This window comes from Bradyrhizobium sp. (assembly GCF_004799405.1).
Taxonomy (GTDB): domain Bacteria; phylum Pseudomonadota; class Alphaproteobacteria; order Rhizobiales; family Xanthobacteraceae; genus Bradyrhizobium.
The window spans coordinates 13,099-26,871 of record NZ_SSMW01000042.1 but is presented as its reverse complement, the minus strand read 5'-3'; the positions used below and the strand labels follow the sequence as shown (position 1 = coordinate 26,871).

The window sequence follows — 13,773 nt, the reverse complement described above, 5'->3', positions numbered from 1 at the left end:
ATTGCGCCTGCGTTTCGCGGGGAACGACGGCCACTCAATCGTCAGAGGCGATCTTGTCGAAGAATGAATAGCGCAGGCTGTCGGAATCCGCGTACCACTGCCCCGGCCCCTTGTTGGCGGCGAGCGTTGCCGCCCACAGCGCGTCAGTGGTGTCGCGGCGGTGCATCGACAGGTCGAAGCCGTTGTTGAAAAACAGCTCCGACCATTCCCACCAGGTGCCGAGTTTCCTGACCCCGCGCAACAGGTCGTAGCGGTCGATCAGCGCCGGCGCCATATCTGACGTCACCGACCCGAACACCAGGCCGGACTTCATCACCCGGTTCAATTCGCGAATCGCCCGCGGCACCTGCTTTTCCGTGACATGGCACAGGCTGGTCTCGAACACGAAATCGAATTCTTCGTTCCGGAACGGCATATCGACGATCGTTCCGAGCTTGTTGTACTTCTTCAAAGCCTTCGGCGTCCTGGCGTGGATCGCGCGATTGTTCTCGATGCCCCATGCGTCGATGCCGCGCGCGCGCAGCGCGCCCACCAGTTCGCCGCTGGCGGATCCTGCCACCAGCAGCTTGTAACCCTTGGCCCTGTTCCAGACGATTTTGATGAGGTCGGCAAGGTAGGCCGGGTCGGTGAACCGGCTCCAGACCTCGCGATAGGGACCTAGCCCGCGATAATTCTCGAAATAGTCACGGTCGATCCTGTCCGAGACCGGTGTGCCGCTGCCGTTACCGCGCGCACGGCGCAGCCGCATCATCTCGGTTACAATGATGTCGGTGGCGGCATCGGAGGAATCGAGCAGCCCGTTGAGGGTCGAATCGAACAGATAGTCGCCGACCACCACCAGCCCCGGATGCTGCTTCGGGTCGGGCCGGTGATTGGTCATGACATCGCGCGCCGGCAGGCCGCCGGGAAGCGCATTCACCGACGACAGCCAGCGGTACGTCTTGCCCTCCATGAAATGCGCGCGCGCGTCGCCAAGCGAAGCCGGCAGCGATTTCAGGGCGGCGTCGATCAGTTCCTGATCGCCGAGATTGGCAAAGGCCAGCGCGTCGGAGCCGGCGATCAGCCAGTTCAGGACGCCGTGCTTGCCGACATCGTGACGCGCGCCCTCATTATAAACGCAGCAGCCGCCGAACGCTTCCGACATGAACCAGGCGCCCGGGATCTTCTCGCCCCAGAACGGCGTGTCGAACAGGATCGAAACCCGCAAGTAATGCGCCGGGCGATCGAAATAGGCGACGTGCCTGACCATCGACTTGCGCAGTTGCTCGCCGTCCCATCGCATGGTCGCAAGCCAGGAGTGCGGCAGGCACATCACCACGAGATCGAAGTCTTTGGTCTCGGGTCCCTTGCCGTTCATCATGTTGAGCTGATAACGGCCGGCCGCGGTCTTGCCGACCTTGAGAACCCGGTGATTGAGCTGGATCTCGGCGTCGACCTCGGACTTGAGGCAATCGATCAGCTGCTCGTTGCCGTTCTGGATCGAATAGAGGCCGATATAGCCGTCGATATCCATCACGAAGTTCTTCAGCGCATTCAACCCGTTGGTGTTGTGGCTTTCGGTGGCCAGATCGGAGCGCGCCATGGTCTTGAAAAAACGCTTGGCGGTGGGATCGTCGATTTCCCGGTCGAGCAACTCCTCGCAGGTGATGTAGGCCCAGGGATGTTCGTTGTCGTGCGCGCCGACGCCTTCGTAATATTCGATCGGCGAGACCATGTTGGCGCAGCGCTTGCGGAATGCCTCGATCGCGTCGGCAGTTTTGGCGCCGTATTTGCGGCGCATGCCCGGCACGTCGTTCAACAGTTCACCGTCGAACTGGACCTGCTCGGCATCCATCGGAATGGTCTGCAGGCCGAAATGCTGGATCAATTCGCGCAGCGGATCGGGGCCGGTCATCGAGTAATCGTAGATCTCGGCGACGCCGGCTTCATACATCGCGGGCGCCGCATCGAATTTGCGCGTGAGGATCTTGCCGCCGACCCGGTCGGACGCCTCATAGATGGTGACGCGGCAAAGCTCGCCCAGTTTCTTCTTCAGGTACCAGGCGCTCATCAGCCCGCCGGGGCCGCCGCCAACGATTGCAAGATCCAGCATGTGTTTTCCGTGGTCGCCCGCCGCCCCCTGTCCGGAAACACGCGGTCTAAGTCGTTTCACCAGAAGCGCTTTTCACCCTGAAGGGAAGATGAACAGATGTTGCTAGCAGAAACAGAATAGCCAAAAAATAGCAAAAAGGCCGGCTTGCGCCGGCCTTTTGATAACATCCTGAATCCGCTCAGACTTTATTCCGCCGGCGGCAGCGCCAGGGGTTCCACTTCGGGAGCGGCAGGCACGATGGTTGCCTGTTTTTCGCGCTCGTCGAGGATCAGCTTGTCGCGCTTGACGGCGACTTCGCGGATCTTGGCCATCGAGGCGCCGGTGCCCGCCGGGATCAGCCGGCCGACAATGACATTCTCCTTGAGGCCCTCGAGCGGGTCCACCTTGCCGTTGACGGCGGCTTCGGTGAGCACGCGGGTGGTCTCCTGGAACGAGGCCGCCGAGAAGAACGAGCGGGTCTGCAAGCTCGCCTTGGTGATGCCGAGCAGCACCGGCGTTCCCGTGGCGATCTTCTTGCCCTCTTCCCTGGCCTTGGCGTTGATCTGGTCGAACTCGATCTTGTCGATCTGCTCGCCCGAGATCATGTCGGTTTCGCCTTGGTCGGTGATCTCCACCTTCTGCAGCATCTGACGGACAATCACCTCGATGTGCTTGTCGTTGATCAGCACGCCCTGCAACCGGTAGACCTCCTGGATTTCGTTGACCAGATAGGCGGCGAGTTCCTCGATGCCCTTGATCGCCAGGATGTCGTGCGGCGCTGGATTGCCTTCGACGATGAAGTCGCCCTTTTCGACGATATCGCCGTCCTGCAGATGGATGTGCTTGCCCTTTGGAATGAGGTACTCGCGGGTCTCCTCGTTCTTGTCCATTGGCTCGATCGAGATGCGGCGCTTGTTCTTGTAGTCGCGGCCGAACCGGATGGTGCCGGCGATCTCGGCGATGATCGCGGCATCCTTCGGCTTGCGGGCCTCGAACAATTCCGCCACCCGCGGCAGACCGCCGGTGATGTCGCGAGTCTTGGCGCTTTCGGTGGAGATACGCGCCAGGATATCGCCGGTCTTGACCTTGGCGCCGACATCGACCGACAGAATGGCGTCGACCGAAAGCATGTAGCGAGCCTCGCCGCCACGCGCGAGCTTGAGGATCTTTCCATCCTTGCCCTTGACGACGATGGCCGGGCGCAAGTCCGCCCCGCCCCGCGACGTACGCCAGTCGATGACGACGCGCTTCGCTATACCGGTGGATTCGTCGAGCGTCTCCGAGATCGACTGGCCCTCGACCAGGTCCTCGAACCCGATGACACCCTCGACCTCGGTCAGCACCGGCCGGGTGTACGGATCCCATTCGGCGATGCGCTGGCCGCGCTTGACCATGTCGCCTTCATCGACCCGCATCCGCGCACCGTACTGAATGCGGTGCGTCGCACGCTCGGTACCGTCGGCGTCGGTGACCGCAACCACCATGTTGCGGACCATCGCCACTAGGTGGCCTTCGCCGTTCTTGGCGATCGCCTTGTTCTTGATCGTCACCTTGCCGTCGAAATTCGACTCGATGAACGACTGCTCGTTGATCTGCGCCGCACCGCCGATGTGGAAGGTGCGCATCGTCAACTGCGTGCCGGGCTCGCCGATCGACTGCGCCGCGATGACGCCGACGGCTTCGCCGTGGTTGACCGGCGTGCCGCGAGCTAGATCGCGGCCGTAGCACTTGCCGCAAATGCCGTTGACGAGTTCGCAGGTCAGCGCCGAACGGATCTTCACTTCTTGGATGCCGGCCTGTTGGATGGCGTCGACGTGAGTCTCCTCCATCAGCGTGCCGCGCTTGACCACGATCTTGTTGGTCGCGGGGTCGCGCAGATCCTCGCCGCTGGTACGGCCGAGAATGCGCGATGCCAGCGAGGCAACCACCGTACCGGCATCGATGATGGCGCGCATCTTGATGCCGAGCTTGGTGCCGCAATCGTCGGCCGTGATGATGCAGTCCTGCGCCACGTCGACCAGACGGCGCGTCAGGTAGCCGGAGTTCGCGGTCTTCAACGCGGTGTCCGCCAGGCCCTTGCGGGCGCCGTGGGTTGAGTTGAAGTATTCGAGCACCGACAGGCCTTCCTTGAAGTTGGAAATGATCGGCGTCTCGATGATCTCGCCCGACGGCTTGGCCATCAGGCCGCGCATGCCGGCAAGCTGGCGCATCTGGTCCTGCGAACCACGGGCGCCGGAGTTCGACATCATGAAGATCGAGTTGATCTGGGCCTCGCCGCCTTTCGGATTCTTCTTAACGGCGGAGATTTCCGTCATCATGTCTTCGGAAATCTTCTTGGTGCACTTCGACCAGGCGTCCACGACCTTGTTGTACTTCTCGCCGTGGGTGATCAGGCCGTCATTGTATTGCTGCTCGAACTCCTTCGCCAGCGTGCGGGTGTCCTCGACGATCTTCCACTTCGAAGCCGGCACCACCATGTCGTCCTTGCCGAAGGAAATACCGGCCTTGAACGCATTGTAGAAGCCGAGCGCCATGATGCGGTCGCAGAAGATCACGGTCTCCTTCTGACCGCAGTGACGATAGACCTGGTCGATGACGCCGGAGATCTCCTTCTTGGTCATCAGCTTGTTGATGACTTCGAATGGCATCTTCGGCGATTTCGGCAGCACCTGTCCGAGCATGGCGCGGCCGGCCGTGGTGTCGTACCAGCGGCTGACCGGCTTGTTGTTCTCGTCGACGCCCTGCCAGCGGTACTTGATCTTGGTGTGGAGGTGGATGACCTTCGAGTGCAAGGCGTGCTCGATCTCGGCCATCTCGCCGTAGAGCTTGCCCTCGCCGGGCAGGCCTTCGCGCAGGATCGACAGATAGTACAGCCCGAGCACGATATCCTGCGACGGCACGATGATCGGCTGGCCGTTCGCCGGATGCAGGATGTTGTTGGTCGACATCATCAGCACGCGCGCTTCGAGCTGCGCTTCCAGCGACAGCGGCACGTGCACGGCCATCTGGTCGCCGTCGAAGTCGGCGTTGAACGCCGCGCACACTAAAGGATGGAGCTGGATCGCCTTGCCCTCGATCAGCACCGGCTCGAACGCCTGGATGCCCAGCCGATGCAGCGTCGGCGCGCGGTTGAGCAGCACCGGATGCTCGCGGATCACCTCGTCGAGAATATCCCAGACCTCGGGACGCTCTTTTTCGACCAGCTTCTTGGCCTGCTTGACCGTCGTCGACAGACCCTTGGCGTCGAGCCGCGAATAGATGAACGGCTTGAACAGCTCGAGCGCCATCTTCTTCGGCAGGCCGCACTGGTGCAGCCGCAGTTCGGGACCGACCACGATCACCGAACGGCCGGAATAGTCGACGCGCTTGCCGAGCAGGTTCTGCCGGAAGCGGCCCTGCTTGCCCTTGAGCATGTCGGCCAGCGATTTCAGCGGACGCTTGTTGGCGCCGGTGATGACGCGGCCGCGGCGGCCGTTGTCGAACAGGGCGTCGACCGCCTCCTGCAGCATGCGCTTTTCATTGCGGATGATGATGTCGGGCGCGCGCAGCTCCATCAGCCGCTTCAGGCGGTTGTTGCGGTTGATGACGCGGCGGTAGAGATCGTTGAGATCCGAGGTCGCAAAGCGGCCGCCGTCGAGCGGCACCAGCGGACGCAGGTCCGGCGGAATCACCGGCACCACGGTCAGGATCATCCACTCCGGCTTGTTGCCGGAATAGCGGAACGCCTCGACGATCTTCAGGCGCTTGGCGAGCTTCTTGTGCTTGATGTCGGATTCGGTCTCCTGCATCTCGAGGCGCAGGGATGCCTCAAGCTTTTCGAGCTCAAGCCCCTTGAGCAATTCGCGGATCGCCTCGGCGCCGATCATGGCGGTGAAGCTGTCCTGGCCGTATTCGTCCTGCGCCTTCAGGTACTCGTCTTCCGACAGCAGTTGACGGTCCTTGAGCGCGGTGAGGCCGGGCTCGAGCACGACGTAATATTCGAAATACAGGATCCGCTCGAGATCCTTCAGCGTCATGTCGAGCAAAAGGCCGATGCGCGACGGCAGCGACTTCAAAAACCAGATATGCGCAACCGGCGCTGCCAGTTCGATATGGCCCATGCGCTCGCGCCGGACCCGGGACAGCGTCACTTCGACCGAGCACTTTTCGCAGATGATGCCCTTGTACTTCATGCGCTTGTACTTGCCGCACAGGCACTCGTAATCCTTGATCGGCCCGAAGATGCGCGCGCAGAACAGGCCGTCGCGCTCGGGCTTGAAGGTGCGGTAGTTGATGGTCTCCGGCTTCTTGATCTCGCCGTAGGACCACGACAGAATCTTTTCCGGAGACGCGATTGAAATCCGGATCTGGTCGAAGACCTGGGCCGGGGTCGTCGGATTGAAAAGATTCATAATTTCTTGGTTCATGGTCCTCTCCTCGCGTGCCGATCGTCACCGGCAGCAAATTCGAAATTCTCTTTTAGCCACGCGCCCTGCTCAACGTCCGAGCGAGGCGTGGGATGCCCGGCGCAAGGCGCCGGGCATGACGCTTTTGGTTACTCCGCCGCCTCGGACGTCGGGCCGCCGACCTTGGAATTGTGCAGGTCGACGTTGAGGCCCAGCGAACGCATTTCCTTGACCAGCACGTTGAACGATTCCGGAATACCCGCTTCGAACGTGTCGTCGCCGCGCACGATCGCCTCGTACACCTTGGTACGGCCGGCGACGTCGTCCGATTTCACGGTCAGCATTTCCTGGAGCGTGTACGCCGCGCCGTAAGCCTCGAGCGCCCACACTTCCATTTCGCCGAAACGCTGGCCGCCGAACTGCGCCTTGCCACCCAGCGGCTGCTGGGTCACGAGCGAGTACGGCCCGATCGAACGGGCGTGGATCTTGTCGTCCACGAGGTGATGCAGCTTGAGCATGTAGATGTACCCAACCGTCACCTTGCGATCGAACGCGTCGCCGGTCCGGCCGTCATAGACGGTCGATTGTCCGGAGGCGTCGAGGCCGGCAAGCTTGAGCATCTCCTCGATATCGGCTTCCTTGGCGCCGTCGAACACCGGTGTGGCGATCGGCACGCCGTGACGCAGGTTGCCGCCAAGCTCCATCAATTCGGCATCATTGAGCGATTTGATGGTTTCATCGTCGCCGTAGATCTTTTTCAAGGTCTCCTTCAGCGGCTTGGTGTCCTGTTTGGCGGTGGCAAGATAAGCGTCGACCGCCTGCCCGATGCGCTTGCCGAGGCCGGCGCAGGCCCAGCCAAGATGCGTTTCGAGGATTTGGCCGACGTTCATCCGGCTCGGCACGCCGAGCGGATTGAGCACGATGTCGGCGTGCGTCCCGTCCTCAAGGAACGGCATGTCCTCGACCGGAACGATCTTCGACACCACGCCCTTGTTGCCGTGACGGCCCGCCATCTTGTCGCCGGGCTGAATCTTGCGCTTCACCGCGACGAAGACCTTGACCATCTTCATCACGCCGGGCGGCAATTCGTCGCCACGCTGCAGTTTCTCGACCTTGTCGAGGAAGCGCTGTTCAAGGCCCTTTTTCGATTCGTCGTACTGCTTCCGCATGGCCTCGATTTCGGCCATCAGCTTGTCGTTGGGGGACGCAAACATCCACCATTGCGACCGCGGATGCTCGTCGAGCACCGCGCGCGTGATCTTGGTGTCCTTCTTGAAGCCCTTCGGACCGGCGATGCCCTGGCGGTTTTCCAATAGCTCCGCCAGACGGCCGTAGACGTTACGGTCGAGAATCGCCTGCTCGTCGTCGCGGTCCTTGGCCAGACGCTCGATCTCTTCCCGTTCGATCGCCAGCGCGCGCTCGTCCTTGTCGACGCCGTGCCGGTTGAACACCCGCACTTCGACGATGGTGCCCTGCACGCCCGGAGGCACGCGCAGCGAGGTATCGCGAACGTCGGAGGCCTTTTCGCCGAAGATGGCGCGCAGCAGCTTTTCTTCCGGCGTCATCGGGCTTTCGCCCTTCGGCGTGATCTTGCCGACCAGGATGTCGCCGGCGCGCACTTCAGCGCCGATATAGACGATGCCGGCTTCGTCGAGGTTCTTCAGCGCTTCTTCCGAGACGTTCGGAATGTCGCGGGTGATTTCCTCAGGGCCGAGCTTGGTGTCGCGGGCCATCACCTCGAATTCCTCGATATGGATCGAGGTGAAGACGTCGTCCTTGACGATACGCTCGGAGAGCAGGATCGAGTCCTCGAAGTTGTAGCCATTCCACGGCATGAACGCGACCAGCACGTTGCGGCCGAGCGCCAGTTCGCCGAGATCGGTCGAAGGACCGTCCGCGATGATGTCGCCCTTGGTCACCTGGTCGCCCACCTTCACCAGCGGACGCTGGTTGATGCAGGTCGACTGGTTGGAGCGCTGGTACTTCATGAGCCGGTAGATATCGACACCCGACTTGGTGGGATCGAGATCGTCGGTGGCGCGGATCACGATACGGGTAGCGTCGATCTGGTCGATCACGCCGGTCCGCCGTGCGGCGATCGCCGCACCGGAGTCGCGTGCGACCACGCCTTCCATGCCGGTGCCGACGAACGGCGCCTCGGCGCGTACCAGCGGCACGGCCTGACGCTGCATGTTCGAACCCATCAGCGCGCGGTTGGCGTCGTCGTTCTCGAGGAACGGAATCAGGGCCGCGGCCACCGAAACCAGCTGCTTCGGCGACACGTCCATGTAGTCGACCTTGTCAGGCGTGATCATCAGCACGTCGCCGGAATGGCGGCAGACCACGAGGTCGTCGGTGAAGCGGCCGCGATTGTCGAGCGCGACGTTGGCTTGCGCTACGTGGTAGCGACCCTCTTCCATCGCCGACAGATAGACCACCTCGTCGGTGACGCGGCCGTCCTTGACCTTGCGGTAGGGCGTCTCCACGAAGCCGTATTTATTGACGCGCGCGAAGGTCGCGAGCGAATTGATCAGGCCGATATTCGGCCCTTCCGGGGTCTCGATCGGACAGATCCGGCCGTAATGGGTCGGATGCACGTCGCGCACCTCGAAGCCGGCGCGCTCACGGGTGAGACCGCCCGGCCCAAGCGCCGACAGGCGGCGCTTGTGGGTGATTTCCGACAAGGGATTGGTCTGGTCCATGAACTGCGACAGTTGCGACGAGCCGAAGAACTCGCGCACCGCGGCGGCCGCCGGCTTGGCGTTGATCAGGTCCTGCGGCATCACGGTGTCGATATCGACACTGGACATGCGCTCCTTGATCGCGCGCTCCATGCGCAACAGGCCGATGCGGTACTGGTTCTCCATCAACTCGCCGACCGAGCGCACGCGCCGGTTGCCGAGGTGATCGATGTCGTCGATCTCGCCCTTGCCGTCGCGCAGGTCGACCAGCGTCTTGATGACGGCGAGAATGTCTTCCTTGCGCAGCGTGCGATGGGTGTCGGGCGCATCGAGTTCTAGGCGCATGTTCATCTTGACGCGGCCGACCGCCGACAGGTCATAGCGCTCGCTGTCGAAGAACAGCGACTGGAACATGGTCTGGGCCGAGTCGATGGTCGGCGGCTCGCCGGGACGCATCACGCGGTAGATGTCGAACAGCGCGTCCTCGCGCGTCATGTTCTTGTCGGCATGCAGCGTGTTGCGGATATAGGCGCCGACATTGACATGGTCGATGTCGAGCAGCGGCAATTCCTTGTAGCCGTGCTCGTTGAGCGCCTTCAGCGACTTCTCGGTGATTTCCTCGCCGGCCTCGGCGTAGATTTCGCCGGTTTTTGGATTGACGAGGTCCTCGGCCAGGTAATTGCCGACCAGTTCCTCATCCGACAGGCGCAGCGCCTTGAGGCCCTTTTCCTGGAGCTGGCGCGCCGCGCGCACGGTCAGCTTCTTGCCGGCTTCGAGCACGACCTTGCCGCTGTCGGCATCGATCAGGTCGTTGATGGTGCTGTAGCCGCGAAAACGGGTGGCGTCGAACGGCACGCGCCAGCCATCCTTGGCCCGCTTGTAGCTGATCTTCTTGTAGAACGTCGACAGGATGGTTTCGCCATCGAGGCCGAGCGCGAACATCAGCGAGGTCACCGGAATCTTGCGGCGGCGGTCGATGCGCGCGAACACGATGTCCTTGGCGTCGAATTCGATATCGAGCCAGGAACCGCGATAGGGGATCACGCGCGCGGCGAACAGCAGCTTGCCCGACGAATGGGTCTTGCCCTTGTCGTGGTCGAAGAACACGCCGGGCGAGCGATGCATCTGCGAAACGATGACGCGCTCGGTGCCGTTGACGACGAAGGTGCCGTTCATGGTCATGAGCGGGATATCGCCCATGTAGACGTCCTGCTCCTTGATGTCCTTGACCGACTTGGCGCCGGTTTCCTCGTCGATATCGAACACGATCAGGCGCAGCGTCACCTTGAGCGGCGCCGCATAGGTCATGCCGCGCTGGCGGCACTCATCGACGTCGTATTTCGGCGGCTCGAATTCGTAGCGGACGAATTCCAGCATCGAGGTGCCGGAAAAGTCCGAGATCGGAAACACCGACCGGAACACCGCCTGCAAGCCTTCGTCCAGCCGCCCGCCCACAGGCTCATCGACCATCAGGAACTGGTCATAGGACGCCTTCTGAACCTCGATGAGGTTCGGCATCTCTGCGACTTCCTTGATGTGTCCGAAGAACTTGCGAACGCGTTTGCGACCGGTGAATGTCTGCTGCGCCATCGTGGCCTCTCATTTCGTCGCCCGTCAGGGGCGAACCTTCCGAAGCGCGATTGCCATCGCCCCCGGGTTGAATTTCGACACGCCCTGAAACTTCGAAGCCCAATGCCGGTTTTTAATCCCGACCTCGAACACCAGACCTTCAAAACGCAAAACGACGCGCGGGGCGCATGAACGCACCCGCCCGTCTAACCCTGCCTAGTCACGGACCGAAAAAGCCCGAAATTGCCTGTCTCCCAACGGCTTGCGTCGGGAACGACGCCGTTCCCCTTGCCAACCGTGCTTTCGTGCTGCCGTCCCGATATGGGATGGCAATCGTGGAGATTCGAGGGGTAAGCTCCCGAATCCCCACACTTTTTTGTGTATAACGTGCGGCGAGTTGCCCCGCCTGCCTGACCGGGATTACCCGGCCATCCACGTCTTCCGTTAGCTTCCGATCCCGGATCGCGCTCGGCTTTGCCTCGCTTGTCCGGGATTTCGCTTCCGTAGCCTGCGGTTACTTCAGCTCAACCTTGGCGCCGGCCTTCTCGAGCTGGGCCTTGATCTTCTCGGCTTCGTCCTTGTTCACGCCTTCCTTGACAGGCTTGGGCGCGCCCTCGACGAGGTCCTTGGCTTCCTTGAGGCCGAGGCTGGTGATGGCCCGGACTTCCTTGATGACCTCAATCTTCTTCTCGCCGGCGGCGGTGAGAATGACCGAGAACTCGGTCTTTTCTTCAGCCGGCGCAGCGGCGGCAGCGGCCGGACCGGCCACCGCAACGGCGGCAGCGGCGGACACGCCCCACTTCTCTTCCAGCAGCTTTGCGAGCTCCGCAGCCTCGAGGACCGTGAGTCCCGACAAGTCGTCAACAATCTTCTTTAAGTCAGCCATTGATCTGTTTCCTTAAGCGTATCGGTTCGAACCAGGTTTGATTTGCGAAGGGGGTCAGGCCGCTTCGCTCTTTGAGGCATAGGCCTGAACCACGCGCGCCAGTTTTGAGGCGGGCGCAGTGGTGAGCTGAGCGATCTTGGTCGCCGGCGCCACAAGCAGGCCGACGATCTTGCCACGCAACTCATCGAGCGACGGCAGGGCGGCGAGCGCCTTAACGCCGTTGATGTCCAGGACGGTTTTACCCATCGAGCCGCCGAGAATGACGAACTGCTCGTTCGTCTTGGCGAATTCGATGGCAACCTTCGGCGCCGCTACCGGATCGTTTGAAGTCGCGATCACGGTCGGCCCCTTCAACAGGGAGCCGATGGCAACGACGTCCGTGCCTTCAAGAGCAATTTTGGCGAGACGGTTCTTCGAGACCTTCACCGACGCGCCCGCCTGCTTCATCTGCATGCGCAGCTTCTGCATCTGGGCCACGGTGAGGCCGGAATAATGGGCGACGACTGCCACGCTGGTAGCCTTGAAAAGACCATTCAGCGCCTCAACCGCGTCCTTTTTTGCCGCTCTTTCCACAGCAAGCTCTCTCCGGTTGGCGGTCTTTGCCTGTTGGCAGGACCGCCGGGTTGCACCCATCGTCCCGCCCTAACCTGACCTCGGGACATTTCAGTCCTGAGGACACCTCGGGGCAGAACGACATTGAAAAGCCTGCCCTCCCGAACCAGATGGCGCGGGGTGTCGAGGTTCGAACCATATCCGCCGCCCGTCGCCATAAAGGCGACATACAGCAAAATCCGGTCTTCACCCGTCTATGCAGGCCATCCGATTAAGCCGTTGAAGAAACTTGAGGTTTCATCGCGGGCGCCCGCAGTCTTGGACAGGATCGAGGCCTCCGGCACGCCGAAAGACCCCTGCTCATATTCCGCTAAGGCGACAGGTTTCCTTCCTTTCGAGCAATCCATGCGGATGTCCTGAAAGGAATGGTCTCCTGTCCAACGTTTTCGGAATGCGAGCACAGACGTGCCAGCAACAGCCAGCACGCCCGGAGCCGGTTGTCTAACGACTCTTTTCCGGCTTGCCAAGGGCAAAATCACGCCAATTCGGCCCGCGGGCGAATCCTTGAAATCCGGCCCGAAATCGGGGGATTCAGGCTGTCAGAACCGGATAGGCCAGCGGCTGGCCGGCGAAAAAGGTGTCGAGATTGGCGATCACGCAGTTCTGCATCGCCGTATGCGACTCCTGGGTATGCCCGCCGATATGCGGGGTCAGCACCACATTCGGAAGGCCGGTCAGCGCATCGGGCGCATGCGGCTCTTTCGGGTACACGTCGAGACCGGCGCCGGCGATGGTCTGGTCGGCCAGCGCCGCCACCAGGGCCTCTTGATCGATCACCGAGCCTCTGGAGATGTTGACGACGTAGCCGTCCTTGCCGAGCTTTTGCAGGATCCCGGCATCGACGACATGGTTGGTGTCCTCGCCGGCGCGAACCGCGATCATCAGGACGGTGCACCATTCCGCCAGCGCCTCGAGGCTCGGCAGGTATTGGTAAGGCACCTCCCGTCTGCTGCGGCTGAAATAGCCGACCTCGCACTCGAACGCCGCAACGCGGCTTGCGATCTTGCGGCCGATCTCGCCCATGCCGTAGACGCCGACGCGGCGGCCGGGATTGCCGGGTTGCGGACGCATCAGCGGCGACGGTTTTGCCGCCGCCCAGTTGCCGCTGCGGACATAATCGTCCGCCGGCAAAAGCCTGCGCGTGGCCGCCAGCATCAAGGTCACGGCCAGGTCGGCAACGGCGGACGCGTTGGCGCCGGGGCTGTGGCCGACCGCGATTCCGCGCCTGGCCGCTGCCGCCATGTCGACGCCGTCAAAACCGGTGCCGTAACAGACGATCGCGCGCAGCGACGGCATCATGTCCATCATGTCGCCCCCGAGCGGGGTGCCGCCGGCCGTTATCATCGCGCGGATGCCGGACAGTTGCTCGGCGGTGAAGACGTCACGCGGCGGCTTTCCCGCCGCATCCATCAGATCGTAGCGCTGCCCGATGCGCAGCATCAGCGCCTTGGGGAAGCGTGAATAGATTAAGACCTTGTCGGGCATCGACGGATTTCCTGATGTTAAAGATAAAGGGCGGAATCGGTTGCCCAATTCCGCCCTGGTTATCTCGCGCGCTTCGTAGCGCCC

General features: G+C 62.1%; 6 protein-coding genes. All 6 read right to left on the bottom strand.

Going from position 1 to position 13,773, the window contains the following annotated elements; genetic code table 11:
- Nucleotides 1–34: 34 nt before the first annotated feature.
- The 6 genes from E7813_RS07555 to E7813_RS07530 all read right to left on the bottom strand — a co-directional run bounded on the left by E7813_RS07555 (nucleotide 35) and on the right by E7813_RS07530 (nucleotide 13,689).
- On the bottom strand, nucleotides 35–2,092 hold the full coding sequence (locus E7813_RS07555) for an FAD-dependent oxidoreductase (RefSeq protein WP_291572420.1): 2,058 nt from the start codon (nucleotides 2,090–2,092) through the stop codon (nucleotides 35–37).
- A gap of 185 nt (nucleotides 2,093–2,277) precedes the next feature.
- The gene (rpoC, locus tag E7813_RS07550) at nucleotides 2,278–6,477 is read right to left on the bottom strand and encodes a DNA-directed RNA polymerase subunit beta' (protein ID WP_291572418.1); all 4,200 of its coding nucleotides are present in this window, start codon (nucleotides 6,475–6,477) and stop codon (nucleotides 2,278–2,280) included.
- Nucleotides 6,478–6,605: 128 nt separating this feature from the next.
- Entirely contained in the window at nucleotides 6,606–10,727 is a 4,122-nt protein-coding gene (rpoB, locus tag E7813_RS07545) for a DNA-directed RNA polymerase subunit beta (RefSeq protein ID WP_291572415.1), read from the bottom strand.
- 493 nt (nucleotides 10,728–11,220) lie between these two features.
- Nucleotides 11,221–11,592, bottom strand: a complete 372-nt coding sequence (rplL, locus tag E7813_RS07540) for a 50S ribosomal protein L7/L12 (RefSeq protein WP_291572413.1) — start codon at nucleotides 11,590–11,592, stop codon at nucleotides 11,221–11,223.
- Between the two features lie 54 nt (nucleotides 11,593–11,646).
- Nucleotides 11,647–12,165: a 50S ribosomal protein L10 gene (gene rplJ, locus E7813_RS07535; protein ID WP_291572411.1), complete on the bottom strand. Its 519-nt coding sequence runs from the start codon at nucleotides 12,163–12,165 to the stop codon at nucleotides 11,647–11,649.
- A gap of 570 nt (nucleotides 12,166–12,735) precedes the next feature.
- On the bottom strand, nucleotides 12,736–13,689 hold the full coding sequence (locus E7813_RS07530) for a 2-hydroxyacid dehydrogenase (protein WP_291572409.1): 954 nt from the start codon (nucleotides 13,687–13,689) through the stop codon (nucleotides 12,736–12,738).
- Between the last annotated feature and the right edge of the window lie 84 nt (nucleotides 13,690–13,773).